This is a genomic window from Paraniabella hibiscisoli (assembly GCF_022512515.1).
GTDB lineage: Bacteria > Bacteroidota > Bacteroidia > Chitinophagales > Chitinophagaceae > Niabella > Niabella hibiscisoli.
Map to the genome: position 1 here is coordinate 3,286,667 of NZ_JAKWBK010000001.1, position 25,694 is coordinate 3,312,360.

Genomic DNA, 25,694 nt, shown 5'->3' on the forward strand with positions numbered 1-25,694 from the left:
TTCATAGGCTGGCCGGGGTTATTGCTAAAGTCATGTATTGTTACAGCTAAAAGATATAGCGCCTCTTTGAACAGACGGATAGAGGGACATGGTTGAAGAGCCCATAAAAATCAGTACATTTAGCTTTTTTGAAAAGGCTATGACTTATTGCTTAGGAATTAAATTGAAAGATGGACTGGTAGGTATTTCGGATACCCGTATTTCTGCCGGTACGAATGTTACTACCCGGAAAAAAGTATCGGTACACGAGGATGGCAGCAGCTCGCTTTTTATAATGACCAGTGGTTTAAGATCGGTAAGAGATAAGGCGATTACGTATTTCCAGGAGCTGGTGGCCGACGGCATTCCTTATAATAAATTATTTGAAGCAGTGAATGCTTTTGGTGAGCAGATCAAAAGAGTAGCACGGGAAGATGAGGCAGAGCTGGCAGCTTCAGGCTACAAATTCAACCTCAACGCGATTGTTGGCGGACAGTTAAAAGATGATAAAGAGCATAAGCTTTTTTTATTGTATAGTGAAGGTAACTGGATAGAGATGGCCATGGGCTCCCAGTATGCTATTATCGGCAACAGTGGCCAGGGGAAAGCCATTTTGAACCGGGTGCTGGACGAGAACACTACTATTAAGCAGGCGCTGAAAGCTGGTTTTTTGTCTTTTGATTCTACAAGGGTTAGTTCTAATGATGTGGATTTTCCGATAGATGTGGTTATCTACGAAAAAGATCAGTTCAATATTATAGAGAACCGGTACGAGTATGATGAGCTGAAACCTGTAGCCGATGCATGGGCTCAAAAACTACACGAAGCACTGGATGAAGTGCCGGATGCATGGATGGAAAAGGCTTTCGAACAAAACGGGTCTGAAGAATCTTCTATCCAATAGCATTATTGAGCAATGGTTAGGTTGGCTATTCGCAAGGGCTAACTAATAAACATGCACTGTACTGGTGAATGGTGTGCGGTAAACATTATTCTCTAAACAAAAAATAAACAGCCCACCGGGCTCAACAACTATTAACAATATACTGTATGAAGTTTAAGATTTCAAGCGGGTTGTCATATCGTGTAAAAACAAACACGACTTTTTCTTCAATATCCAGGCAGCTCAAACAAAGTCTCAGGCGATTACAGAAGAACAGATCATAACTAAACCGGCAAAGCTGAAAGTGGAGCAGTTTGACCTCGGTATCAGAAAAGCCAGGTTTATCCGTGTGCAGGTTCCTAAAACTGATTATTTCGAAATAAACTATACCGCAACAGCCGAGCTGAAACTAAAACCGGTACGTTTGAAAAAGAGGAACTTCAGTTAGGAAAGATCCCGCCGGATGCTATATCGTACCTCTTTCCCAGCCGCTACTGCCAGGTGGATCGTTTATACAAGTTTGCCGAAATGGAATTCGGAGCTATAAAAACAACTTACGGAAAAGTGCAGGCTATCAGCAACTGGATATATAAACATGTGCATTACGTAAGTGGAAGCACTAATGCCAGCACCTCATCTATAGAAACGATTACGCAAAGAGAAGGAGTGTGCCGCGATTTTGCTCACATGGGTATTGCTTTATGCAGAGCGTTATCCATACCAGCACGCTATTTCGCCTGTTATGCGTATCAATTAAATCCTCCTGATTTCCACGCCTGCTTTGAAGCTTATATTGATGGAAAGTGGATGCTCTTTGATGCCACACGCATGGTTCCCCGGCATGGTCTTATAAAAATAGCCCATGGTTATGATGCCGCCGATACTTCCTTTGCCAATATTTATGGAGAAGCAGATGCATTAAATGTAGTGGTAAGCTGCGAAGCCCTCGATAAGCGCGGTTTTGAAAAACAAGCGGATAGGCTGAAAGAAATTAGTTATGAGTGAGAGAGGAGCTGGAATGGTGGGTAGCTGAAAAATGAATGGTCAATAGTTGATTAATTATATAATAAAAACGGGTAGCATGAAAATGTCTACCCGTAATATTTTGTAATTACAGTAAGGGTTACCGGCCGAAAGCCTTCAAAATGCCGGGTATACCCAGTCCGCCCTCGAATGTTGAAATGAGCTTTTTATTTTTATCGTAAAAAGCCAGGTAGGGGAGATTTTTCATTTCGTAATAGGGAGGCATTACATAAGCTATATCCCGGCCCACAGTAATCCCGTAATTAGCCAGCTTATACTTAGCGGCAAAATTTTTCATGTCTTTGAATGGCTGCGTGGTAGCCATTACTATTTGTATGCCTTTAAACTTCTCTATGTTTTTGATTATTTGTTCTGTTTCGTGCTGGCAATGATCGCAATCCGGGCTAAAGAAAATCAATAACAAGGGTTTGTCCTTTTGCAATTTTGCCTTTAGGTTCCATTTGGTCACACTATCTGTTAATAATAATACAGAGGAGGTGGTGTTTTTGTTTCAGATACAAAGGGGTTTCCTGCGCAGAAGCCGAACAAAACATTGCTATTGAAAGCATTAACATAACCAGGTACTTCATAATACAAAAGATTTTTAAGCTGATAAAGGTAGTACATTGATGCAAACCGGAGCTAATTGGATGCACAGGCATATATTTTTTGGATATTCTACGAACTTGTCGTAGCTTAGTGTGAAAATCGTAAAAATGATAAAGCTTACACCCCAGGAAGAACAGTTGATGATTGCCATTTGGAAAGTAGGCGAGGGACATGTAAAAGCCTATATGGAGCACATGTCTAATCCGGGTCCTTATACAACAGTGGCATCCACTATTAAGAATTTAGAAAAAAAGAATACATATCGGGACGCCTTTTTGGTAATACGTATGTATATAAACCCCTGGTTTCTGAAGATGAATATAAAAAGCGTTTTATGGGGCATGTTGTAAAAGATTATTTCAGTAATTCTTATAAGGAGCTGGTTAATTTTTTTGTGGATCAGAAAAAGCTCTCTGCCCAGGAGTTGAAGGAAATTGTGAAGATGATCGAAGGCGGAAAAAAATAGTTGTAAGGATTGCCTTTTTTAAAGTAAAATTAAATAGCAAGCTATGCCATTATTGATCGATTATATCCTCAAATTAAATATCTGCCTGGCGGTAGTGTATCTTTTTACCAGCTGTTCCTGCGCAAGCTTACCTTCTATAACTGGAACCGTTGGTACCTGCTGGGTTATACCGTTCTAAGCTTTATTATTCCGCTGATAGATATCATGCCTTCTTTAGAAAAACGTGCGCTACAACAAAACCTGATGGTGCAGTGGATACCTGCGATCAGTTTTGCAACACCCGGTGAGCGTAATTTTTTTGAAACGCTTACTTATTGGGATTGGGCAGTTGCTATACTAATATTGGGGTCCCTGGTATTGCTGGCAAGATTCCTGGTTCGTTTTTACTCTTTCAAAAAATGAAAGCCAAGGCCCAATTGATATCGGGGCAGGATACCATGATCTACCAGCTGGATGAACCCATTACGCCATTTTCTTTTGGCAATGCTATATTTATTAATACCGAAATGCACAGCGGTGAAGAACTTGAGGAAATTATACGCCATGAATTTGTGCACGTAAAGCAGCGACATACAATAGATATTATGTGGTGCGAAATGCTTTGCATGTTAAATTGGTTTAATCCTTTTGTATGGTTGTTGCGCCATAATGTGAAGCAAAACCTGGAATTTATTGCAGATAATAAAGTATTACAGAGTGGGTTGGATCGCAAAGAGTACCAATATTTATTATTAAAAGTGATGGGCAACCGGCAATTTGCTTTCACCAATCACTTTAATTTTTCATCGTTAAAAAAGCGTATCGTTATGATGAATTCCATTAAAAGTGCCAAAGTGCAGCTGATTAAATTTATGTTTTTATTGCCGGTAGTTGCAGTGCTATTGCTGAGCTTCAGAAAGGAGATGAAAGCATACCAGGAACAGGCAGCCGTAGAAGCCGCAGATAACAACCAGGCTGAACTCGAAAATATTGCCTTTGCCGGCAGCAATGAGAATGATGTGACGTTTGTGAAGGATACAGTACCTGCTGTGACAGCGGAGAAAACTCCGGCGATAAAAATCCGAAATCATATCAGCTTATCGAATCCGGAAAAAAAGCCATTGATAATAGTGGATGGAGATCGGAAAGATAAGAATTATGATCTGGATGTAATAAGTCCGAATGATATTGAAAGTATTAATGTACTGAAAGATGCGTCGGCGATTGCTCAATTTGGGGAAGGCGCTGAGAACGGTGTGATAAGTATCACTACCAAGGGAAATACGGCTAAATCACCTGTAATTAAATTAAGAGGAGTACAGGCTGGTGAGAATCCTTTGTATGTGGTAGACGGGCTACGGTTAGAAGGTAGAGTACTGGAAAATATTAATCCTAACGATATAGAAAGTATTACTGTATTAAAAGAGGCTTCTGCTACAGCCATTTATGGGGAAGGTGCAGAAAATGGGGTAGTGATAGTGACCACAAAAAAGCACAAGACGAATGACCTGGTGCTGACTTCTGAATCGGGAAAGGTAAAGGTAAGTAACGGGAAGTCTGAGATACTTTCTGATAAAATAACCCTGACAGAAAGCGGCACACAGTTTCATGCCGATGAGATACAATTAAGGAAGGCCAGCGACTACAAAGTAAACAGTCGGGATGAAATAGCAGTAGGTGGTTATAGCCCTAAAGTAGCTATCAGCTCATCGTTGAAAGGCAAGGTTGCCGGTGTGCAAATTCAGCCGGCAAAACGTACATCCAACCTGGAAGAGGTTGTCGTAGTTGGATATGGTACTAAAACCGCTGGTAGTTCATCTGTGGAAGGCAAAGCGGTAGGTGCGCGTGTTGCTCCTTCCAGTAGAAGTTCATCCCGCCTGGAGGCTGTAACGGTTGAGGGGTATCCAACGCAGCGTTTTAAGGGTGAGATAAATTACAGTAAGTTCGATAGCAAACAGGCACAAGCCAATGTGCTGGCCAATCCTCCTCAAAATGCTTATTATGTATTGAATGGAGAGTCTGTTTCCGTAAAAAATAAGAAACCTTGATCAGGCAAGCATAAAATCTTTTGATGTACTAAAAGGCGAAAACGCTAAAAAATATTACGGCTCCAAAGCCAGGGAAGGAGCGATTGTTATAACAACTAATTAGCATCCAATACTGACAGGTAAGCAATGCGTGGTCACTGGCCGCGCATTGTTGTATTACAGAATGGTTTCTGTGTCGTTTATCGTTATCGCTTTCTTTTCTGTAAATGCAAAAAACAGGCTGATAATACAGAATCCAATCCAGTATAAGTAAACGCCTACATGAAAACGCTCACCCAGCCAACGATGCGCCAGATCTGTTCTGAAATTCCTGAAGGTAAAGTATAAACCAGCCAGGAATACCAGGAAGCTTATGATCAGCACAACTTTCCTTTTAAGTCCGCTCAAAGAACGATCTATAAAATACAGTATTACACCCACCATTAACATTAGCGCCAGGCAAACCAATGATGACTGCCACCAGCTTTGAAAAAATGAAAATTGCTTATAGAAGAAGCTGATGCCTATTTTACCCAATAGTGAAACCCGGCGGTTAAATTGCCTGAAAGTAATGACAGGCATACCAGAATAAAAAATAATAAAAGATAATTGCGCTTCATGCTGCAATTTACAATTATTGTGTGTGTTTAGAGAATCCAACTTACAGTCATTCCTTGTATAACCGCGGCTCTAAACAGGGAGTTCTATTAGTCTGCTAATTGGTAGATCTCTTTATAATTTCTGCCAAGGCCATCATAATCCAGCCCATAACCCACCACAAATTTGTTAGGGATGACAAAACCGGTGTAGTCAATCGGTACTTCATGCGTTGTCATCTCGGCTTTATGCAGGAGGGTAACTATTTTTAGAGAGGCTGGTTGCTGATGTTGCAACTGGGGCAGAAAATGATGGAGGGTTTTTCCCGTGTCGATAATATCTTCGAGTATTACTACATGCCGGTTATGGAGGTCGGTATCCAAACCAATAGCGGTAGTAACACTGCCGGAAGAATTTAAACCTTTGTAAGAGGCCAGTTTAATAAAACTTACTTCGCTGTCAACAGTAAGGTGTTTAAATATATCGGCGGCAAACATGAACGAGCCATTCAGTATTGCGATAAAAACTACATTCTTACCCTCAAAGTCTTTATTGATGTAGGAAGCAAGTTCCTTAATACGGCTTTGGAGTTGCTCTTCACCTAAGTAAGTAGTAAATGTTTTATCGTGAACCTTTATGGTATGCATAATACGCCATTAATTTTTTGCGAGGGAAGCAGAGTCGTCTCTTAATTTCAATTTAGCACCGATGGCGGGGCTATCGTATTTACCGAGGTTATTTAATTTGAGTAAAGACTCAAGACGAATACCTTCTGCCTGTGCAATATCATAGATGTTTTCACCTGCTAATACTTCGTGATAGGCTTTCTCGCAAACTGTTCTTTTTAACTGCAGGAACACCAGTGTTGTTTTTTGCACTTTTTCGGCAATGAAGCCGAAATCGTTCATAGCATGCAGCCTGTCTACCGTGATATTGTATTTGTTGGCAATTTCAGTTAATGAAGCACCTGCGTTCAACACTACTACTTTGGTATTATTGATCAGGAATTCTCCTTCCGGGTACATGTTTTTTACAGGCTGAGCGGGCGCTTTGGTTACAGCCACTGCGTGGGTTGGAGTTGCGATGCCCTGAGTTTTTGCGATATAGGTTTTTACATCCTCGTTCCACTCGGCTTTTCCTAAACCCATTAATGTGTATTCAGCCAAATTGTATCGCTCAATGATACCGATCAGTAATTGAGGATATTTTGGGTTAGTTGCATAACCCGCTTTCTTTAAACCATAAGCCCAGCCGGAATAATCGGTAGGGTCCAGTTCAAATAACCCTGCATAACGGGAGCGTCCTTTTAAAAAATCCGAATGATCTTTATAAGACTGACCAGCGTCTTCATACTTCATAAAGCGCTCTTGTGGTCTGTCGTCGTCATGCAAAACGTAAGGACCTTCATATCCTTGTTTGCATTTAATGCCAAAATGATTGTTGGATTTTATCACCAGCGGGCTTTGGCCCGACATCGTTTCCAATACACCCTGGGCTAGTTTTACTGCAGCCGGAACGCCCGTGCGCTGCATTTCAGTAACAGCAATACCGCAGTAGGTTTTGATATATTGAAGCGTTGTTTCGTTGGTTTGTGCTTTGGTAAAGAGGAAAACGCACAGGAACAGAACTGTGCCGAAAAGTTTTTTAATCATTACTAAACTAAGTTTTTCGTATTAAATAAAGCCCGTCCCTGATGGTAAGTACCACCTTTTCAATGTCCGTTCTTTGGTTAATAAACTGATTGAACTCCTTAATAGCTTTGGCGCTTTTGCCTTTGGCATTTTCTTTCAATGCCTCGCCATGGAAAAAAATATTATCGGCTAAGATAAAACCATTTTTCTTAACCTGTGGAAAAACCAGCTCAAAATAATTGATGTAGCCTGGTTTATCAGCGTCAATAAAAACTAGGTCCCATTTTTCATTTAATAACGGTATGATTTCCAGTGCATTACCTGTATGCAGTTGTATGTTGTTCTTATGAGCCGATTTTTGAAAAAATTCTGGGCAATAGCAGCTGTGGGCTCCCTGAATTCAATAGTATGCAATATTCCATCCGGTTGTAAGCCGGCTGCCAGGCAAAGCGCGCTATAGCCGGTAAAAGTTCCTATTTCTAAAATACGCTCGGGCCTGATCATCTGGCTGACCATTTTCAGCAGTTGTCCCTGTACATGGCCACTGAGCATGTGCGGCTCCGCGTGATTTTGCAGGGTAAAACTGCTCACTTCCGATAAGAGTGCATCTTCGGGAGTCGTATGCTGGTCAGAAAACTGATTGAGTTGCTCAAAGTCCATAATCTTACAATTAGGCAAATAACAAGAGCCGCGGTAACAAACTGTTATCTGTCATCTGCTTTCTGTCAATTTTTAATGCACGCTGTCCTGTTCCAGTTCAGCCGCACTTACTTTTTAGAAATAACGAATAAGCCTATAAAAGTAAAGAATGCATTCAGTATAATCAGTTCTAAACCGATCTTGAAGTTGCCGAAAATAGCTTCCTGGTTTTCATCGATCAGGAAACAAAGAATGGGCGCAATAAAACATACAAAAGGCACCAATTTGTCATTGGGACGGCGCTTTACAAAAATGCCAAAGGCGAATAATCCTAATAATGGACCGTAAGTATATCCCGCCAGGCGCAGGATGATATCAATCATGCTTTTGCTGTCTATAGCTTTAAAAATTAATACCAGCAATAAAAAGGCTGCTGCTACAAGCAGGTGAACCGTTTGCCTGAATCGCTTTTTAGCCTTGTCATCCATATCGGAGCGCCTGTTAAGGCCAGCAATATCAATACAAAATGAGGAGGTGAGCGCTGTCATGGCGCCATCTGCACTGGGGAAAAGGGCCGATATGAGGGCAACGATAAAAATAATAGAAATAGCGGGTGGCATATGCTGTACCGCTACCGTTGGGAACAGGGCATCTCCCGAAGCCGCGATGTTTTCCTGTGCTGCAAATAAATGAAGCAGGCCGCCCAGGTACAGGAACAGTCCAATTACCACTACCATAATAAAGGCAAGAGATACCATGTTTTTCTGCGAATCTTTGAGCCTGTTTACGGAAATACTTTTCTGCATCATTTCCTGGTCAATACCCGTCATACTTAGTGTTATAAATGCGCCTGCCAGTATTTGTTTAATAAAATAGGATTTTGAATCGACATCGGTATTAAAGATCTTCGAGAGGTTGGCACTATGCATAGCATCCAGGCTTTCTGTAATGTTCAGGTTCATATGCTGTAGCAGGTAAATCGTACAAATGATCAAGCCCGCCAGCATGCCAGTAGTTTGCAGGGTGTCCGTCCACACAATTGTTTTTACACCTCCTTCGAAAGTGTATAAAATGATCATGAAAAGAATGATAAGCGTAGATACCCAGAAAGGAATACCAAAGCTGTCCAGAATAGTAGCCTGTAAAATATTCACCACCAGGTAGAGTCTTGCAGTAGCACCTACCAGGCGACTGATAATAAAAAACCATGCTCCGGTCTTATAAGAAAGCATACCCATCCTGGTTTTCAGGTAACCATAAATTGACGTGAGCTTGAGGCGATAATAAAGTGGTAATAGTATAAAAGCGATGGATAGGTAGCCGATCATATAACCAATAACAATCTGCATATAGCCAAACTGGCTGCCGCCCACAGCACCCGGCACACTCACAAAAGTTACACCACTTAAAGAAGTACCGATCATACCAAAAGCTACCAGCATCCAGTTACTACTCCGGTTACCAATAAAAAAGACTCATTATTACTGTTTTTACTGGTTTTCCAGGCAACCAAAAGCAGTAAGAGGAAATAAGCAATTACGATGGAAAATAAAAAACCTGCAGACATATTATTATTTTTTATGAATGATTTTGCTTTGGCAATATAATTTTTGAAGATATGGAAATTTCTTTTGTGATTTGTATTATAGTTGCCGCCTAAAGCGGCTTCAGAAAATTTGAATCCTTCAAAAGAAAACTTTTTTATATGTCAATCAGGTCGCTGGCCGTTTTTTGCGGCTCCAAAGATGGAAGAGATAAGTTATTTACAGCAGAAGCACAAAGGCTGGGCAACTGGATGGCTTCGAGAAGCATGAGACTGGTGTACGGCGGAGGTAATGTTGGTTTAATGGGCGCTGTTGCCAATGCTGTAATGGAAAACGGCGGATCTGTAGTGGGGGTGATCCCGGAAATACTGAATGCCAGGGAGCGTTCGCATAAAACCATTACCGAATTACTGGTAGTAGGAGATATGCATATCCGCAAACGAAAAATGTACGAGCTCTGCGATGCTGCAATTATCTTACCCGGTGGTTATGGTACTTTGGATGAACTGTTCGAGATGATCACCTGGAATAATCTTTCCATTCACGATAAGAGTATTTATATTATTAACCTTAATGGTTTTTATGATCACCTGCTGGCTCATATCGAAACCATGCTGCATAATGGTTTTTTGTATGAGAATCCGATGCACCGGATAACGGTAGTGCCTAATGTTGCAGAATTGGTATTGCAGCCGGAATTTAGCTAATACTATATAATACAGGCTTTTCCTGTTCGGCCTTTTCCGCTATTTTCGTAGGATGAAGAATCGGATTGTCAGTTGTATATTTTTGTTTTTTGTATGGGCGCTATGGCCCAGTCTGGTACCGGCTCGCAGATCGTACAGCGTATTCAGAAGTTAAAAGTGCTGGGATCTGTGTTATATGTTGCCGCACACCCCGATGATGAAAATACCCGTTTGATCACTTACCTGGCAAATGATCGCTTATATAGAACCGGCTATTTGTCGCTAACACGCGGTGATGGCGGGCAAAACCTGATTGGTGACGAACAGGGTATTGAACTGGGATTGATCCGCACACAGGAGTTGCTGGCCGCCCGTCGTATAGATGGTGGAGAGCAGTTCTTTTCAGAGCTTTTGATTTTGGATTTTCTAAAAATCCCGAGGAAACATTTAAGAAATGGAACCGGGAAAAGGTATTGAGTGATGTGGTTTGGATGATACGTAAATTTCAACCAGATGTGATCATTACACGCTTTCCTGTTACAGGAGAAGGGGGCATGGCCATCATACGGCCAGCGCCATCCTGGCCAATGAAGCATTTACAGCAGCCGCTGATCCCAATCAGTTTAAAGACCAGTTACAGTATGTAAAACCCTGGCAGGCTAAAAGGATATTATGGAATACCTTCAATTTTGGTGGAAATAATACAACCGATCCCTCGCAATTTAATATCAATGTAGGTGGATATAATAGCTTGTTGGGAAAGAGTTACGGCGAAATAGCTGCCGAAAGCCGCAGCCAGCATAAGTCGCAGGGCTTTGGTTCGGCTGCTACAAGAGGCGACAGTTATGAGTACTTTAAAACAACCGGTGGCGATGCGCCTAAGAATGATCTTTTCGATGGTGTAAATATCAGCTGGAACCGGGTTGGAAAAAACGGGCAGGCCATAGAAAAAATGATAGCCGCCATTGAATCTAAATTTGATATCACAGCGCCCGAAAAATCAGTTACTCAATTGGTGGCTTTATATAAATTGCTGGGACAGTCGGGTACTCATTATTGGATTGAAAAAAGAAAGCAGAAGTGCAACAGCTGATTGCACTTTGTAGCGGTTTGTTTATGGATGCCTACAGCAACCAGCCATTTGCCGTCCAAACGGAATCTGTTATTATCAATACTGTTTTAAATAGCCGGTTGGGCGCTGATGCAACGGCTAAAAGCATTGCTATTGCAGGTATTACCAACAATATCAATAAATCTCTTGAAAAAATAAGAACCTGAGCTTTGATACAAAAGTTGATGTATCACTGCAAAAAGAAATAACGCAGCCCTACTGGCTGAATGATAAAAAAGAAGAAGGCTTGTTTTATGTAGCCGACCAGCAAATGATTGGACTGCCTGATGTTGCTCCGGCCTACCTTGCGACATTTACCATTAATATAGGTGGACAGGATTTTGTGTTTGAGCAACCCGTACGTTATAAATATACCGATCCGGTAAAAGGAGAAATATACCAGCCGCTGATCGTCATTCCTCCGGCTACTATTACTGCGTCTCCCAACCTGGTAGTATTCAGACCTGATAATAAACAACAGCGGATACAGACACAGTTACATGCGTTTTCGGGTATTAGCGGTAATATTACCGCCGGATTAACGGGTATTGATTATTCAGGAGTGCAAAACGGCGCTCAGTCTTTAGAAAAAGGAAGGACTGCTTTTTATAATTTTGATGTAACGGAGAAACATGAGCCCGAAGAGATTTACACCTTGACCCCTTATGCCAATAAGAAAACCGATAAAGATACAGTGGGCTATCACCTGGCTTTAAGAAGTATCGATTACGATCATATACCGGCGGTCCGCTATTTTTATCCCGACTTTATTACTGCCTTAAATATCGATTTAAAAACAGTGGGTAAAAAAATAGGTTATATACCTGGTGCAGGTGATAAAGTGGCGGTTATATTGGAGCGGATGGGTTATGATGTAACCATATTGGATAAAACAACTTTGCCGGTAAGCAACCTCAGTGGTTTTGATGCCATCATAACAGGGGTTCGTGCGTATAATACCAATGAGTGGATGAACGAGTTTTATGATGAGCTCATGAATTATGTAAAAGAAGGAGGGAACCTGATTGTGCAGTATAATACCAGTAATAATCTTGGAACCGTTAAATCAAAAATAGGACCTTACGATTTTAATATCACAAGGAACAGGATTACTGATGAACAGGCAAAAGTAAGTATGATCGACCCTGCCCATAAGGCATTTAATTATCCCAATAAAATAACCGGTAAAGATTTTGAACATTGGGTGCAGGAACGAAGTATTTACCATGCCGGTGGTTGGGATAATCATTTCAAACCATTGTTGTCGATGGCTGATCCCGGCGAACGGGCAGACGAAGGAAGCCTGATCACTGCTACTTATGGTAAGGGGACTTTTACCTATACAGGTCTGGTTTTTTCAGAGAGCTTCCGGCTGCTGTGCCTGGCGCAATGCGCTTACTGGCCAATTTGATTGCGTTGAATAAGTAGGGATAGGTTGATAGGTTGAAGAGTTGATTGGTTGATAGGTTGAAGAGTTGATTGGTTGACAGGGTGAAGGTGATTGTTGGAATAAGTGGTCAGATTAGTATAATGTTAATCATGCATTGCAACCGTGAAGCGGTGACATTATAATGGCGTTGACGATGTGTAACAACCGCGAAGCGGTGATATTATTATATAGATGGCGTTGAGGATATGCAAAAACCGCAAAGCGGTGACATTATCTACACGCCGCATATAATGGTTTGAATAGTAGGAGGGCGCCGGTTCGGTTGGGTAATCAGAATTTTAAAACGATGGAAAAGAAAAAACCTTTAATAGATATCAGGCGTGGGGAAATGGCTTTTATTATTGCCATTGTACTCGGGTTAGTGATTGGTACACTGATCAAAAAGTAAGGTTTGGGTTAATGCTGGGCCTGGTAATAGGTTTGGGTATTGTTTTTATGAACTCATTGCGAAGGAAACGATAAAAGCTATGGAAGAACTTGATAAAAAACCACCTTTATTTAAGTTCTGGTCCACCTGGTATGTTTTAGTTGTTGTGATACTGTTTTTGTTGATTTTGTTTTTCTATTATTTAACTAAAAAGTATTCATGAAAACACTGGACTGGATAGTACTTGCCTGCACATTGCTGCTGATTATTTTGTATGGCGTATTCAGAAGCAAGGGTAGTAAAGACCTGGAAGGCTATTTTCTGTCTAACAGGAGCATGCCCTGGTATATTATCCTGTTAAGTATAATGGGTACACAGGCAAGTGCTGTAACCTTCCTCGCTGCTCCGGGGCAGGCCTATACAGATGGGATGCGTTTTGTTCAGTATTATTTGGGTTTGCCACTTGCTGCAATAGTCATCTGTATTTCCTTTGCACCGGTTTTCAGCAGGTTGAAAGTATATACGGCTTATGAATACCTGGAGAACCGGTTTGATGCAAAAACAAGAACTTTTACGTCGCTGCTTTTCCTATTGCAGCGGGGCTTGTCAACGGGGATCAGCATCTTTGCACCCTCTCTTATTTTATCGGTTATTTTTGGCTGGAATATTTACCTTACCAACCTGGTAATGGGAGGGTTGCTGATCATTTATACCGTTACCGGTGGTGCCAAAGCTGTTGCGTACACACAGCAGCTACAGTTTTTTATTATTATGGTAGCCCTGTTTTTGGCGGGTTATTATATGGTGCACAAGCTGCCCGAGGGCATGGGATTTACCGATGCGATTACCATAGGAGGTAAGCTGGGTAAATTCAATATTATCACTACAGGCTTCGAAAATGGCAAGTTTAATTGGGGAGACAGGTATAATATTTTCAGCGGTATTATTGGAGGTTTCTTTTTAGCGCTTTCCTATTTTGGTACAGATCAGTCTCAGGTAGGACGATACCTGACTGCTAAAAATTTAAAAGAAAGTAAAACCGGTTTGTTGATGAACGGCATTGTTAAAGTACCCATGCAATTTGGTATTCTATTGCTGGGTGTTTTGGTATTTGCTTTTTACCAGTTTCATAAAGCACCGGCTTTTTTAATGATTACGAGCTCAAACGCCTCGAAAATTCTGTTCACAAAACCAGGCTTGCCGAGCTGCAGACAACGCTTCATCACATTGATGAAAAAAAGCAGCCTTATTGGGGCAGTATCAACAGAATAGTGGTAATGATCAATATTTTGAAGAGATGTCTTACTTGCAGGATAGTATGATGGTAGTGAGAAATGATATCAAACTGTTGGTGAAGGAGAACGGCGGCAGCGATAACGATACTAATTATATCTTTTTAAAATTTGTAATTGATTACCTGCCGAAGGGATTGGTGGGGCTTATTATTGCCGTTATTTTTCTCGCAAGTTGGGGCAGTATTGCCGCAGCGGTCAATTCCCTTGCGTCGAGTACTGTTATAGATATACACAAGAAGTATTTTACAAAAGCCAGGCGGGATGATTATGCTTATTCACAGATCTATACGGTAGTCTGGAGCTTATTTTGTATTGGGGTAGCTATGTTTGTATCCAACTGGACGAGCAGCCTTATAGAAGTTGTGAATATCCTTGGCTCTCTTTTTATGGAACCATACTAGGTGTTTTCCTCGTTGCTTTTTATGCAAAGAAGGTAAAGGGGACCGCGGTTTTTGTTGCGGCTATAATAACCGAAGTCGCAATTATTGCCCTCTTTGTGCTGAACGAATATGACAAAATAAGCCTGGGTTTTCTATGGCTCAATATGATTGGCGCACTACTGGTATATGTACTGGCAATTCTGTTGCAGGCAACCATTTACCGCAAAAGCTTATCTGAGAGATAGTTTTCTGAAAGGAATATCCAGTACATCAAATCTTATATTGCTTTGGTAAGTATAATGCCACCATTCTGTGGAGAGTGCCGTAAATCCGTATTTAGCCATAACGGTTTTTAATTTCTGCCGGTTATGTAGTATCGGTTCTGGCAGTTGTTTAAAACTATGATGTGCTGTATCTGAAAAATTATCAAAGCCGGTGCCCATGTCCAATTCTTCACCGGTGTTTAGCTGGATAAGGGTTAGGTCAATAGCAGTGCCACGATTATGGTTGCTGCCTTTTGCCGGGTTGGCTACATAGCGCTCATCCTTTACCAGGTCCCAGAATTTTCTTGTAACAGAATAAGGACGATATGCATCGAATACTTTGAGTCCCAATCCTTCTTTTTCAAGGCCTCCTGCACTTTTAGCAATGAGTCGGCTGCGGGTTGGCGAAGAAAGGTAGTAGTAGTTCCAGCGGGGTACATATATCGTTGCATAAAATTATGCTCACTGGCATATCGTAGGTCGTAGACAATTGAAGGGATCCTGCTCTTTATTTCGATCATTTCCTGGAAGGGAAATTGCTTTACTTCCTTTTTATATTTATTGACAGAACGTTCAACGGACAAGGAGTTCGTTTGCGCATCTATTAATGATGCGTTTATTGCTCCGATAAAGAAGATGAGACTTAGGGTGCATTTCAATAAAACCGTTCTCATGTATCTTATTCAGTTGTCTGCCCGTCAAAATCTTCCTCATTTTCTTCTGCTTCTTTTTTAGTAGCGCGTACAATGCCGTCTTTATGATGTGGTGGAGCATAGATGGTGTACATCTTTAAAGAACTGGAGCCCGTATTAATTACATTGTGTTTAGCTCCCGAAGGGATGATAATAACATCTCCATCTGCAACGGTGTACTTGTTTCCATCAATTATACACTCCCCGTACCTTGTTCAAAGCGAAAAAACTGGTCGTTGCTATCATGTATTTCTTCGCCAATTTCTTCTCCGGGCAATAAGCTCATTAACACTAATTGCATGTGTGAAGCCGTGTACAATACTTTTCTGAAATGGTCATTCTCTAAAGTGAGCTGCTGAATATTTGCGTTAAATCCTTTCATAAATATATTTTTACAATGGTGGTTAATGATGGAGAGAAGTCTTATTTTACAAATCTTCTTCCCGTTCGAGCATGAGTATGGCGCTTTGTGGTACGATGAAATACTTATCACTTTCGTACATGATTTCTGTAGCACCGCTTAAAAGAAATATAGCCAGATCACCTTCTTTTGCCTGTAGCGGAACATATTTTACCTGGTCTTCATCGGTTTTCCATGGCTCTTCATCCACCGCTACGGGTATTGCATAACCGGGTCCGGTTTTAATCACATAACCTTGTTGTACTTTTTCCTTCTCCTGCACGCCAGGTGGCAGGTATAAACCACTGGCAGTACGTTCATCCGGCTTTTGCGGCTTTATCAGTATCCTGTCACCAATAACAATTAATTTCTTAAATCTGTTTTCTGCTGTAATACGCATAGTTTTATGTTCTCTTCAACAAAAATAAAAATTTAAGCTATGAGAGAAGAAATAAATGTTGAGAAACAACATCGGCTACTAAAGTCAACGCAAGAGTAATGAATATCGGGATTCAGATAACTACAATTCCACCACTTTCCGGCTTCTTACGCTGTCTATCTTTTGAATAGCAATCCTGTATTGTTTAATCAGGTCTGTAACAGCGGTAATTTCTTTTTCTGGCAAGACGAATCCTGCTCCAGCTGTTGTTTATATCCGTAAAGTGCCTGGGTTACATTTTTGTATTCTTTGTAAATGCTATCTACTTTAATATCAGCAATAGCCAGTGCCAGCTTCTTAGTAGTTTTCTCCCAGTTAATGTCTTTATAACGCAACCGTAATACATCGGCCTGTTTTTGCCAATTGGCGGTTTTTATTTTTTGGCTGTACGCGTCTTTAAGCGCCTGCTTTTCCTGTTGGGTAACAGTCTCTGCAAGCGAATTGTCTATGGCATTCCAACTAAGTTCAACAACAATTTTTTGAGTGGCTTTTAATGCGTCCTGTACGTCTTTCTCCTCTTTTTCTTCCAATACAGGCATCACCGTTTCAAAATGACTTACAAAAGTAGCCCTGCTACTTACTACATCTACACAATCTTCTGTTTTCACCACCTCTGTTTTAGGCTTGGGAGAAGGATTGCTTTTATCGCAGGTTTCTGTGATCGTAGTTTTTTCTTCAGGGGTAATTTCAGGAGTTGGATCTGGATGTATCATTTCAGTAGCTGGCTGTTCGAGGTTGGAGGCAAATTGAAAGCCTGCAGCAGGTTGTGCTGTCCATGCTATATTGATACCGGCCGTTTGGGTAGATCCATGCTTGTTTAGCAGGGAACATAACATCATGCTTACGATCAAAGTGCATAGAAAAGAGATGCTTTTTACAGAAGGGTATCTTCTTTTACCCGCACCTAACAGGAACTCCACTCTCTCAAGCAAGGGCGATCTTTTACCCGAAATAGGAACTGCTAGCTTGTTAGGCGTTGCAGTATTTTGCCTGGCCAGTAAAAGTAGCGTTTTAGCATACATGCAACTATCATATTCAAATCGCATTACCCAGTTATCAGCAGATTTTTCGCGTTCGAGGTTTTGCATTTTGGCCAGTAACCTTATAAACGGGTTAAAGTATAGAATCGTTAGTATTACCTGCGTGATCAGGTTTTGCAGGTAGTCATTTCTCCGTATATGAGCCAGCTCATGTAAAATAATTGCCTGGGCCTGCTCCATACTTAACTGGTTCAACATAGCAACCGGCAGCAATATTACAGGCTTTAGAAAACCAACCGTTAAAGGAGATGAAATCAGATTGGAGGTGAATATGCTAACCTTCCTTTTGATATTTAAGTATTGGGATGCATCCAGCAGAAATATTTTTAAAGGTCCCGGAACTTTCCCAAGTCCCTGTCTTCTTAAACGATAAATGCTTTGCGTACCCAACAACAACTTAATTAATGGTACCATTAAAAGGATCATGTAAAGAGTGGCGGCATACACCATCACAGATTGGAAACTATTGATATTACCGATCCATTTAACAATCCCCAACCCCAAAGAGGGATTAGATAAGGACAGGAAAAAAGTGGCAACAAAGGCGCTAAACCCTGTAAGAAGCGCTGCAAAACCAATATTACTTAATTGCTCCGATGGCAAACGTTTGTAAAACGCGTGTAGCTTAAAACCAGCAGCCATATCAGGCCGCTTTGCCATATGCTGTTGATAACAGCGTTTCCTAAAGCAGTTAGTACCGATTGCAAGCTTTCGTTCATGGTTTATTTCTTCTTTAAGTTGTCGATCAAAGACTGTATCTGGTCTAACTCTTCCTCAGTAACCTGCTGGCTACCCAAAGCCTGCATTACAAGTTGAGTTGATGACCCTCCAAAGAGGTTGCCTATAAACTTATTCAATAGAAATTTCTGGGTATTTTCCTTATCCGTCGCAGCCTGGTAAATATGGGTTCGGGCCGAGTCGTCTCTATCCACCAATCCCTTATCATTCATAATCTGCATGAGTTTAAGGGTAGTAGTATAACCGATATCTTTTCCGATCACCAATTCTTCATGCACTTCTCTTACGGTAGCTTTTCCTTTTTGCCAAAGCACCTGTAAGATCTCCAGTTCACTTTCCGTTGGTTTCAATGTTTTAACGTCTGCCATACACCAAATTTTAAGCAATTTACGATTTCTTTCGTATAATTAACAAGCCTTTAAAATTTTCTGATTTTTTTTAACAATTCGGCTTAGCAGAGAAAGTTAGTCTCTGAGAATAGTAATCAGTTCTTCAATTTCTTTCAGCATATAAAATTTTTCATCCGTTTCGTAACACTTGCCCAGGTCTTCAAGGAGTTTGGCTACTACCTGTTTATTGTTTTGTGGTTTGAAATAGTCGGGTACAACAGGTACTGCAATTTTACTAAAGTAATTATACAGATCGTTATGAGTAAATACCTGTCCTAAGGTCGGATCTATAAAAAATTCTATGTTCAGGTGCAACTTTTCGGCCTCCTTCTCAGTTTTCGACTTAAAGTAAGCCAATACGAACTGGTTGGGAATGGGTAGTAACCTGATGGGAACATCCAATAGCTCGGTAAGTAAAAGGTAAAGTACACCATTGCCACTTTGATTTCCTTTTTTAGACTCGATGATATTCGAGATCAGGAATTCATTGGGTATGCGTTCTTCTCCAAGTGTTCCTTTTAGTCCGAAGTAATTATACAGGATGCTGGTAATAACGTTTACCTGTTCTAAAGGGGTAAGGTAATTGTTTAATTCGATCCAGATATTGCGCCTGAGGCGTTCGATATCCTGTATCACTTTTCCGGTATGAAGATCGGGGTAGAGGAGTTTGGCTACTAATAAAGCGCCGGGTATCAGATCGTGGTGAGGGGCGTTACTCCAGGCTATAAAATCATTCTTAAGATTGATGAAGTGGAGCCGGTGTATCAGCAGTTCAATACGCTCCTGAACACTATTGTCGATGGTGTTTTCCCAAAGGTTTTCGAGACTTGCTATAATGGGCGTTCCGTAAGAAATAATGCGATTACTTACCGCTTCAAATACTTCGGTATCCGGGTCTTCTATCAGGGTAAGTAATGCTTCAACTTCTTTCTCGTTCTCCATTGAAACAAATATAGCAAATTAGTCGATAGACCATAGCCGATGGTCCATAGTCTATCGACTATCACGATTTTTATCCCATATTATGGAAAACTTTCTGAACGTCTTCATCCTGCTCCAGGCGTTCGATAAGTTTGCTTATTTCTTCTGCTTGTTCATCATTCACCGGCACTGTTGTGCCCGGTATCCATTCCAGTTCAGCGCTTATAGGTGTTATGTTTTTTTCTTCGAGTGCTTTTTGCATGTTGCCGAAATCAGTGAAAGCTACCCTTAAAACAATCACTTCTTTGCCGTCATCGGTGGTGCTTTCTCCTAACTCTTCCAAGCCAAAATCTATCAGTTCCAATTCAAGGTCGTCTGTATTTAAACCTTCTGGATTTAGTTTGAAAACCCCCATTTTATTAAACTGAAAAGCCACACTGCCGCTATTTCCCATAGCACCGCCGCCTTTATTAAAATGAGATTTTACATTAGCTACGGTGCGTACGTGATTGTCTGTTGCAGTTTCCACCAGCAAAGCCACGCCATGTGGGGCATAACCTTCATACAAGATTTCATCGTAGTTTACCAGTTCTTTACCTTGAGCCCGTTTAATAGCTGCTTCCACACGGTCTTTAGGCATCCCCACACTTCGCGCATTCTGAAAACAACGGCGTAATGCTGCATTTTGTGAGGGATCTGGTCCCCCTGCTTTTACAGCTATAATGATTTCTTTACCTATACGGGTAAAGTTCTTAGCCATTTTATCATACCTGGCAAACATCGAGGCCTTACGAACTTCAAATATCCTTCCCATAAAAATATAAATTGTGGCTGCAAATCTAAGCAAGCCTTAATAAAAAACCGCCTCTTTTTTAAGGAGGCGGTTGATATCAAAAAAATCAGAATACTTTAATTAGTGTAATCCATCACCTGGCGGATCTTTAGGAATTACCACCTGTCCTTTGGACAGTTTGCTGTGTTTAACGCTGTAGCCGAAGTAAATAATAAAACCAATAGCTAACCAGCCTCCTAAACGGGCCCAGTTTTCCCAACCCAAACCCAGGATCATTGCCAGGCAGGAAATGATTCCCAAAATAGGAAACAGAGGCACAAAAGGCGTTTTAAACTGGCGTTTGAGATTGGGTTCTTTTTTCTCAAAATGATCACAGCTGCGCAAACCAGTATGAACGCAAATAAGGTTCCAATGCTGGTCATATGTCCAACTACATCGCCTGGTACAAATGCAGCAAAAAGTCCTACCAGTAACAGAATAATAAGATTGCCTTTATAAGGCGTCTGGAATTTTGGATGGAGCTTACTAAAAGAAGCAGGTAGCAACCCGTCTTTACTCATAGAGTAAAACACCCGGCTCTGACCCAACAGCATTACGAGTATCACCGATGTAAACCCGGCAAGAATGGCAATGGTTACAGCATCGGCCAGCCATTTATAGCCCGGCATAAAGTTTTGAATAGCGGCTACTACAGAAGCTTCTCCGCCCTGGCTAGGGTCTCTGAAGAAAGAAACCGGCGCGAGCCCGGTTAAAACATGACCAAATAATAAATATAGTGCGGTACAAATAGCCAAAGAGCCTAAAATACCAATTGGTAAAGCTCTTTTGGGGTTTTTGGTTTCCTGCGCAGCAGTACTTACTGCATCAAAACCAATGAAGGCGAAGAATACGGTTCCCGCAGCTCCTAAAATACCCATAATCCCACCAAAGCTATGCGTTACTCCCTGATGGTCTACATATTTTTCGGGTGGCGGTATGTAAGGCGAATGATTAGCCGGATTAATAAATTTCCATCCTAATATAATGATGAGTACTACGATAGTTACCTTCACAATTACGATCAATGCATTTACGAAAGAGGACTCTGAAGTGCCTTTTATAAGGAGCATACTCATTAAAGTAACTATAAACAAAGCAGGGATATTCATAATACCTCTAACGCCATCAGTTGATACCTGAAAGGGGAGTGGCACCATTCATATGCTATGGGTTTCCAATGCAGGATGTTTACCAGGAGATTGTTCAGGTACTCGCTCCAGGCTATACCCACAGCGGCACCCACTGCATATTCCAATACGAGGTCCCAGCCAATAATCCAGGCTAGCATTTCACCCATAGTAGCATAAGTAAAAGTGTAGGCGCTACCTGAAATTGGGATAGAAGAAGATAATTCAGCATAACAAAGACCGGCAAAGGCACAGCCAATAGCCGCCAGGATAAAACCAAATGTTACCGATGGTCCGGCATTTTGAGCAGCAGCAGCGGCGGTACGTACAAAAAGCCCGGCTCCAATGATGGCGCCAATACCTAATGCTACGAGCCCTCCTGCCGTGAGCGTTCGTTTCAAACCCTTTTCAGAGTCTGCGGCCTCCGCTAATAAAATGCTAAGCGGTTTCTTTGTAAATAATCCCATAAGTGTCTACTTTGAGTGGTATATTATTTTTTGATCAATTGTTTTAACAGAGGAAAAATAAGGAATAATCGTATATGCCTTAACAAAACTTTTGGAAGTTACGTCAATTATTCTCTATTTTACCAAGTTTTAGGGATTAATAAATTGATTTTAAGCCTGCCTTATACTATATGATGAAAACAAAAAAGCCGGATTAATTGCGTTAATAGCATTTACTATTGTAGCTGTAATACATTTATTTAGCTTCGAGGTTAGTCCTTTGCCTGATCAACTTCTTTTTGCATCCAGGTGGGGCCTGGTAGTTGTATTGCTCCTTTTTGCTTTTTTGAAAAAATCGCTGACTACCTGGATCCTGGTAAGTATTTTATTCGGCGTAATACTGGGAAGCGATTTCCCGGGCGTGGCACTCTCATTTCAACCCTTAAGCCAGGGTTTTATCAAACTGATCAAAACGATTGTGGGGCCTATTCTTTTTGCTACACTGGTATATGGTATAGCAGGGCATTCTGATCTGAAGCAGGTGGGGAGGATGGCCTGGAAATCTCTGTTATATTTCTATACAGCTACTACTATTGCTTTGTTTATTGGATTGGCTGCCATCAATATTACCAAAGCGGGGGTGGGTATTGACGCATCAAAATACCGCATCATGATCTGCCTAAAACTTCAGTAGTAAAAGAGGCAGATGCTGCAGCACTTAAAAATATTCCCGAAGGAGATCGTTGGATTTATAAGACGACTTCTTTTTTCAGGGATATTTTCCTGAAAACATTGTGAAGTCTATTTATGAAAACCAGGTACTGCAGATCGTAATATTCTCTGTTATATTTGGAATTGGCCTGGCAAAACTTCCCGAGGGAAAGAAAAAGCCGATTGTAGACTTTATGGAAAGCCTGTCAGAAACCATGTTTAAGTACACCCACCTGATCATGTATTTTGCTCCTATAGGAGTGGGTGCTGCCATGGCCTATACCGTAGGTCACATGGGAATAGATATTTTAAAATACCTCTTCATGCTGCTGATTACATTGTATGCAGCCCTGATCGCTTTTATTTTGCTGGTATTACTGCCCGTTGCATTATACCTCAAAATTCCTATTAAGAAATTTATCCAGGCCATAAAGGAGCCGGTTTCGATTGCTTTTGCCACTACCAGTTCAGACGCTGCTTTGCCGGCAGTAATGCGTAATATGGAGCGGTTTGGCGTTCCCAGAAAAATTGTATCATTTGTGGTTCCCACCGGGTATAGCTTTAACCTCGACGGTACCACGCTTTATCTATCCCTGGCTTCTATTTTTGTGGCCCAGGCCGCAGGTATGGACCTGTCTTTTGGTCAGCAACTATTAATTGCGCTAACGCTTATGATCACCAGTAAGGGAGTTGCTGCCATTCCGCGCGCGTCATTAATTATATTGATCGCCACCGCAGAACAGTTCGGACTGCCCATCGTTATCATCGCGGCTATTTTAGGTATCGATGAGCTGATGGATATGGGCCGAACCTCTGTAAATGTCATTGGCAATTGTCTGGCCTCCGTAGTAGTAGCTAAATGGGAAGGCGAGTTTGATGACTCAAAAGCCATTACTTATAAAGATTAGCAAATATTTATTTAGCGCTTGAACTTTTTTTTAGCACTTTTGTTGAATCGCTAGCAAATGATAGCCCGTATCTTTGGCGGGTTTAGCATGACTGCCTTGATAGTAAAGCACATAAACGAAAACGAACGATAAAATTAAATCATGATTGAATTATTGAGCACGGCATTTCAGTGGACGGATTTGTTGCAACCAACCTGGTATATAGAGAATGGTGGATTGTGGTTAATATTGTTTGTTGTTTTTGCAGAAACAGGTTTATTCGCAGGCTTTTTTCTGCCCGGAGATACCTTATTATTTATAGCTGGTATTTTCGCGCATAAAATGGAAAAGGCTGGCGAATTGGTGCCGGGCCTCGCTAACCAGTTTATGCAGGTAATTGGTTTAGGACATATACATAATGAGTGGGTAGATCTGTTTGTACTATTTGGTTTAATAGCTTTAGCCGGTATTTTAGGTAATATGGTAGGTTACTGGACGGGACGAAAAGTAGGACCTTCGATGTACACCTGGAAAGAAAACTTTTTCTTTAAAAGACGTTATCTGGAGCAAGCGCACGATTTTTATGAGAAGAACGGAGGTTTTGCTATTGTAGTAGCACGTTTTCTGCCTTTTATCAGAACTTTTGCACCCATTATTGCGGGGATTGTGAAAATGGAACGAGCCAAATTTACCTTCTATAATGTGCTGGGTTGCTGCTTATGGGTATTCAGTTTGATTTTCGCCGGCCACTTCCTGCAGAAATGGCTGATGAGTCATTATAATTTCGACCTTACGGCACATCTGGAAATCATCATTATCGGTATTGTTGTTATTACTACTTTCCCGGTTATTATGAAGCTGGTTAAAGGTGGAAAGAAGAGCAAGGAAAAGCTGATGCAGGAAGCAAAGGAAGAGCGTATGGATAATACCGTTGAAGAGCAACAAAAGGACTAAATCTTGCTGCGATTTTAATACTACTAATCAAATAATATAAAAAAGCCATGTATACTTATCGGTATCATGGCTTTTTTAATGAGGTAACGGTGTTTGCCTTAACGACATCGGACGTCCATACTTACTACCCTTTATTCAGTAGGGCGATAAGCAGTGGTATATCTACGCCACTTTTCTATTACTTCCTCAATGTCTTTTGCTAGATCCGATTCAAAAAAACGCGCTCGCCCGTTGCGGGATGTGTAAATCCTAATGTTTTGGCGTGCAGCGCCTGCCTGGGGCAGATGTTGAAGCAATTATCTACAAACTGTTTATATTTCGCATAAACGGTACCCTTTATGATTCTATCGCCGCCATAAAAATCATCATTAAAAAGCGGATGCCCCAGGTGTTTCATATGTACCCGTATCTGGTGAGTGCGGCCGGTTTCCAGTATACATTCTACCAGTGTAACATATCCGAATCTTTCCAGCACTTTATAATGGGTAATAGCCTCCTTACCATGATCGCCGTCCGGGTAGGCCTCAAATTGCTTTCTGAAACGCAGGTTGCGGCCTACATGTGCTACAATAGTGCCCTCGTCCTCGGCCACATCGCCCCATACTAGTGCCATATATTTCCGGTCAACAGTGTGGTCAAAAAACTGCTTTGCCAGGTTACGCATAGCCAGCTCGGTTTTTGCCAATACCAAAAGGCCGGTCGTATTTTTATCTATCCGGTGTACCATGCCAAAACGCGGAAGTTTTTCGGTATCGGCAAAAGCATTTTGCTGCTGAAGATGCCATGCCATCGCATTTAATAAGGTGTGGTTAGGGTTGCCACTTCCCGGGTGTACCACCATGCCCGCTGCTTTATTTACAACAATAATATCGTCATCTTCGTAGAAAATATTGAGTGGGATATCCTCAGGCAAAATCTCGTTCTCGTCTGGTGCCGTATCTGTAAAAACAACAATTTCCTGGTTGCCTTTTACTTTAAAATTAGGTTTTATCTCGCTGCCATTTACCAGTACCATTTTGTTGTGAATAGCCTGCTGTATTTTATTACGGGTAGCGCCTTCAATACGGTTCATCAGGAACTTATCTATACGGTAAGCTTCCTGGCCCGGATCGGTTTTGAATACAAATTTTTGATAGAGCTCATCGCTCGTATCCTGCTGTTCGGTATATATTTCTTCCTCGTTCATTGC

At 41.3% G+C, this 25,694-nt stretch carries 33 protein-coding genes and 3 pseudogenes; 17 read left to right on the forward strand and 19 right to left on the reverse strand.

Annotated features, from left to right (window positions below):
- Window positions 1-139: 139 nt before the first annotated feature.
- The 3 genes from MKP07_RS20450 (at window position 140) to MKP07_RS20455 (ending at window position 1,867) form a co-directional block, all read left to right on the forward strand.
- Entirely contained in the window at window positions 140-883 is a 744-nt protein-coding gene (locus tag MKP07_RS20450; RefSeq protein WP_240848828.1) for a hypothetical protein, read from the forward strand.
- Between the two features lie 175 nt (window positions 884-1,058).
- Complete coding sequence (locus MKP07_RS42805; protein WP_394803681.1) at window positions 1,059-1,310, forward strand: hypothetical protein; 252 nt, start codon at window positions 1,059-1,061, stop codon at window positions 1,308-1,310.
- 53 nt (window positions 1,311-1,363) lie between these two features.
- On the forward strand, window positions 1,364-1,867 hold the full coding sequence (locus tag MKP07_RS20455; protein ID WP_240848829.1) for a transglutaminase-like domain-containing protein: 504 nt from the start codon (window positions 1,364-1,366) through the stop codon (window positions 1,865-1,867).
- A gap of 118 nt (window positions 1,868-1,985) precedes the next feature.
- Here MKP07_RS20455 and MKP07_RS20460 read toward each other — a convergent pair whose 3' ends face one another.
- Window positions 1,986-2,354, reverse strand: a complete 369-nt coding sequence (locus MKP07_RS20460) for a peroxiredoxin family protein (protein ID WP_240848830.1) — start codon at window positions 2,352-2,354, stop codon at window positions 1,986-1,988.
- Between the two features lie 280 nt (window positions 2,355-2,634).
- Between MKP07_RS20460 and MKP07_RS20465 the strand changes: the two are divergent.
- From MKP07_RS20465 to MKP07_RS20475, 3 genes and pseudogenes are all read left to right on the forward strand, one after another.
- A pseudogene (locus MKP07_RS20465) lies at window positions 2,635-2,960 on the forward strand (BlaI/MecI/CopY family transcriptional regulator).
- A 204-nt stretch (window positions 2,961-3,164) separates the two neighbouring features.
- Complete coding sequence (locus MKP07_RS20470) at window positions 3,165-3,362, forward strand: hypothetical protein (protein ID WP_240848831.1); 198 nt, start codon at window positions 3,165-3,167, stop codon at window positions 3,360-3,362.
- A complete protein-coding gene (locus tag MKP07_RS20475) occupies window positions 3,359-4,987 on the forward strand; it encodes a M56 family metallopeptidase (protein ID WP_240848832.1) in 1,629 nt (542 codons plus the stop codon). Before MKP07_RS20470 ends, MKP07_RS20475 begins: the two co-directional genes overlap by 4 nt.
- Before the next feature lie 156 nt (window positions 4,988-5,143).
- On the opposite strand, the gene MKP07_RS20480 is transcribed toward MKP07_RS20475, so the two are convergent.
- The 6 genes and pseudogenes from MKP07_RS20480 to MKP07_RS39125 form a co-directional block, all read right to left on the reverse strand.
- Window positions 5,144-5,626: a cytochrome d ubiquinol oxidase subunit II gene (locus MKP07_RS20480; RefSeq protein WP_240848833.1), complete on the reverse strand. Its 483-nt coding sequence runs from the start codon at window positions 5,624-5,626 to the stop codon at window positions 5,144-5,146.
- Window positions 5,627-5,673: 47 nt separating this feature from the next.
- On the reverse strand, window positions 5,674-6,210 hold the full coding sequence (gene hpt, locus MKP07_RS20485) for a hypoxanthine phosphoribosyltransferase (RefSeq protein WP_240848834.1): 537 nt from the start codon (window positions 6,208-6,210) through the stop codon (window positions 5,674-5,676).
- A 9-nt stretch (window positions 6,211-6,219) separates the two neighbouring features.
- Window positions 6,220-7,215 (reverse strand): glucosaminidase domain-containing protein, encoded by a 996-nt coding sequence (locus MKP07_RS20490; RefSeq protein WP_240848835.1) that lies wholly within the window; start codon window positions 7,213-7,215, stop codon window positions 6,220-6,222.
- Between the two features lie 7 nt (window positions 7,216-7,222).
- Window positions 7,223-7,854: pseudogene (locus MKP07_RS42810) on the reverse strand (O-methyltransferase).
- A 107-nt stretch (window positions 7,855-7,961) separates the two neighbouring features.
- Window positions 7,962-9,275, reverse strand: coding sequence for a sodium:solute symporter (locus tag MKP07_RS20505; RefSeq protein ID WP_240848837.1), 1,314 nt, complete (start codon window positions 9,273-9,275; stop codon window positions 7,962-7,964).
- On the reverse strand, window positions 9,266-9,400 hold the full coding sequence (locus MKP07_RS39125) for a hypothetical protein (RefSeq protein ID WP_262919393.1): 135 nt from the start codon (window positions 9,398-9,400) through the stop codon (window positions 9,266-9,268). Before MKP07_RS39125 ends, MKP07_RS20505 begins: the two co-directional genes overlap by 10 nt.
- Before the next feature lie 138 nt (window positions 9,401-9,538).
- Between MKP07_RS39125 and MKP07_RS20510 the strand changes: the two genes are divergently transcribed.
- The 8 genes from MKP07_RS20510 (at window position 9,539) to MKP07_RS20545 (ending at window position 14,687) form a co-directional block, all read left to right on the forward strand.
- Window positions 9,539-10,084: an LOG family protein gene (locus MKP07_RS20510; RefSeq protein ID WP_240848838.1), complete on the forward strand. Its 546-nt coding sequence runs from the start codon at window positions 9,539-9,541 to the stop codon at window positions 10,082-10,084.
- A 72-nt stretch (window positions 10,085-10,156) separates the two neighbouring features.
- Window positions 10,157-10,540: a PIG-L family deacetylase gene (locus tag MKP07_RS20515; protein ID WP_240848839.1), complete on the forward strand. Its 384-nt coding sequence runs from the start codon at window positions 10,157-10,159 to the stop codon at window positions 10,538-10,540.
- 14 nt (window positions 10,541-10,554) lie between these two features.
- Window positions 10,555-10,710 carry a hypothetical protein gene (locus tag MKP07_RS20520; protein WP_240848840.1) on the forward strand — a complete coding sequence of 52 codons (156 nt, stop codon included), beginning with the start codon at window positions 10,555-10,557 and terminating at the stop codon, window positions 10,708-10,710.
- Window positions 10,711-10,817: 107 nt separating this feature from the next.
- A complete protein-coding gene (locus tag MKP07_RS20525; RefSeq protein WP_240848841.1) occupies window positions 10,818-11,156 on the forward strand; it encodes a hypothetical protein in 339 nt (112 codons plus the stop codon).
- Entirely contained in the window at window positions 11,144-11,341 is a 198-nt protein-coding gene (locus MKP07_RS20530) for a hypothetical protein (protein WP_240848842.1), read from the forward strand. Before MKP07_RS20525 ends, MKP07_RS20530 begins: the two co-directional genes overlap by 13 nt.
- Window positions 11,342-11,421: 80 nt before the next feature.
- The gene (locus tag MKP07_RS20535) at window positions 11,422-12,585 is read left to right on the forward strand and encodes a hypothetical protein (RefSeq protein WP_240848843.1); all 1,164 of its coding nucleotides are present in this window, start codon (window positions 11,422-11,424) and stop codon (window positions 12,583-12,585) included.
- A 625-nt stretch (window positions 12,586-13,210) separates the two neighbouring features.
- Entirely contained in the window at window positions 13,211-14,263 is a 1,053-nt protein-coding gene (locus tag MKP07_RS20540; RefSeq protein WP_240848844.1) for a sodium:solute symporter family transporter, read from the forward strand.
- The gene (locus MKP07_RS20545; RefSeq protein ID WP_240848845.1) at window positions 14,241-14,687 is read left to right on the forward strand and encodes a sodium:solute symporter family transporter; all 447 of its coding nucleotides are present in this window, start codon (window positions 14,241-14,243) and stop codon (window positions 14,685-14,687) included. Before MKP07_RS20540 ends, MKP07_RS20545 begins: the two co-directional genes overlap by 23 nt.
- A 209-nt stretch (window positions 14,688-14,896) precedes the next feature.
- Here the strand turns inward: MKP07_RS20545 and MKP07_RS20550 are convergent, their stop codons facing one another.
- From MKP07_RS20550 to MKP07_RS39135, 11 genes and pseudogenes are all read right to left on the reverse strand, one after another.
- Window positions 14,897-15,280, reverse strand: a complete 384-nt coding sequence (locus MKP07_RS20550; RefSeq protein ID WP_240848846.1) for a M15 family metallopeptidase — start codon at window positions 15,278-15,280, stop codon at window positions 14,897-14,899.
- 481 nt (window positions 15,281-15,761) lie between these two features.
- Window positions 15,762-15,818: pseudogene (locus tag MKP07_RS42815) on the reverse strand (hypothetical protein); the annotation flags it as partial.
- Window positions 15,815-16,003 carry a cupin domain-containing protein gene (locus tag MKP07_RS20555; protein WP_240848847.1) on the reverse strand — a complete coding sequence of 63 codons (189 nt, stop codon included), beginning with the start codon at window positions 16,001-16,003 and terminating at the stop codon, window positions 15,815-15,817. The pseudogene MKP07_RS42815 and the gene MKP07_RS20555, both read right to left, overlap by 4 nt.
- Before the next feature lie 46 nt (window positions 16,004-16,049).
- The gene (locus MKP07_RS20560; protein WP_240848848.1) at window positions 16,050-16,421 is read right to left on the reverse strand and encodes a co-chaperone GroES; all 372 of its coding nucleotides are present in this window, start codon (window positions 16,419-16,421) and stop codon (window positions 16,050-16,052) included.
- A gap of 188 nt (window positions 16,422-16,609) precedes the next feature.
- Window positions 16,610-18,160 (reverse strand): M56 family metallopeptidase, encoded by a 1,551-nt coding sequence (locus MKP07_RS20565; RefSeq protein ID WP_240848849.1) that lies wholly within the window; start codon window positions 18,158-18,160, stop codon window positions 16,610-16,612.
- A 62-nt stretch (window positions 18,161-18,222) separates the two neighbouring features.
- A complete protein-coding gene (locus tag MKP07_RS20570; RefSeq protein WP_240848850.1) occupies window positions 18,223-18,606 on the reverse strand; it encodes a BlaI/MecI/CopY family transcriptional regulator in 384 nt (127 codons plus the stop codon).
- A 96-nt stretch (window positions 18,607-18,702) separates the two neighbouring features.
- Entirely contained in the window at window positions 18,703-19,569 is an 867-nt protein-coding gene (locus MKP07_RS20575) for a transglutaminase-like domain-containing protein (protein ID WP_240848851.1), read from the reverse strand.
- Between the two features lie 70 nt (window positions 19,570-19,639).
- On the reverse strand, window positions 19,640-20,362 hold the full coding sequence (locus MKP07_RS20580) for a YebC/PmpR family DNA-binding transcriptional regulator (protein WP_240848852.1): 723 nt from the start codon (window positions 20,360-20,362) through the stop codon (window positions 19,640-19,642).
- Window positions 20,363-20,461: 99 nt separating this feature from the next.
- Window positions 20,462-20,659, reverse strand: coding sequence for an amino acid permease C-terminal domain-containing protein (locus tag MKP07_RS20585; RefSeq protein WP_240848853.1), 198 nt, complete (start codon window positions 20,657-20,659; stop codon window positions 20,462-20,464).
- A complete protein-coding gene (locus tag MKP07_RS39130; protein WP_262919394.1) occupies window positions 20,614-21,450 on the reverse strand; it encodes an amino acid permease in 837 nt (278 codons plus the stop codon). The genes MKP07_RS20585 and MKP07_RS39130 overlap by 46 nt, the downstream gene beginning before the upstream one ends.
- A 35-nt stretch (window positions 21,451-21,485) precedes the next feature.
- Window positions 21,486-21,974, reverse strand: a complete 489-nt coding sequence (locus tag MKP07_RS39135) for an amino acid permease (RefSeq protein WP_262919395.1) — start codon at window positions 21,972-21,974, stop codon at window positions 21,486-21,488.
- A 259-nt stretch (window positions 21,975-22,233) separates the two neighbouring features.
- Between MKP07_RS39135 and MKP07_RS39140 the strand changes: the two genes are divergently transcribed.
- The 3 genes from MKP07_RS39140 to MKP07_RS20600 all read left to right on the forward strand — a co-directional run bounded on the left by MKP07_RS39140 (window position 22,234) and on the right by MKP07_RS20600 (window position 24,505).
- Window positions 22,234-22,647 carry a cation:dicarboxylate symporter family transporter gene (locus MKP07_RS39140; RefSeq protein ID WP_262919396.1) on the forward strand — a complete coding sequence of 138 codons (414 nt, stop codon included), beginning with the start codon at window positions 22,234-22,236 and terminating at the stop codon, window positions 22,645-22,647.
- 100 nt (window positions 22,648-22,747) lie between these two features.
- The gene (locus MKP07_RS20595; RefSeq protein WP_394803590.1) at window positions 22,748-23,572 is read left to right on the forward strand and encodes a dicarboxylate/amino acid:cation symporter; all 825 of its coding nucleotides are present in this window, start codon (window positions 22,748-22,750) and stop codon (window positions 23,570-23,572) included.
- A gap of 141 nt (window positions 23,573-23,713) precedes the next feature.
- Window positions 23,714-24,505 carry a DedA family protein gene (locus MKP07_RS20600; protein ID WP_240848854.1) on the forward strand — a complete coding sequence of 264 codons (792 nt, stop codon included), beginning with the start codon at window positions 23,714-23,716 and terminating at the stop codon, window positions 24,503-24,505.
- A 199-nt stretch (window positions 24,506-24,704) separates the two neighbouring features.
- Here MKP07_RS20600 and MKP07_RS20605 read toward each other — a convergent pair whose 3' ends face one another.
- On the reverse strand, window positions 24,705-25,691 hold the full coding sequence (locus MKP07_RS20605; RefSeq protein ID WP_240848855.1) for an RluA family pseudouridine synthase: 987 nt from the start codon (window positions 25,689-25,691) through the stop codon (window positions 24,705-24,707).
- Window positions 25,692-25,694 lie beyond the last annotated feature (3 nt).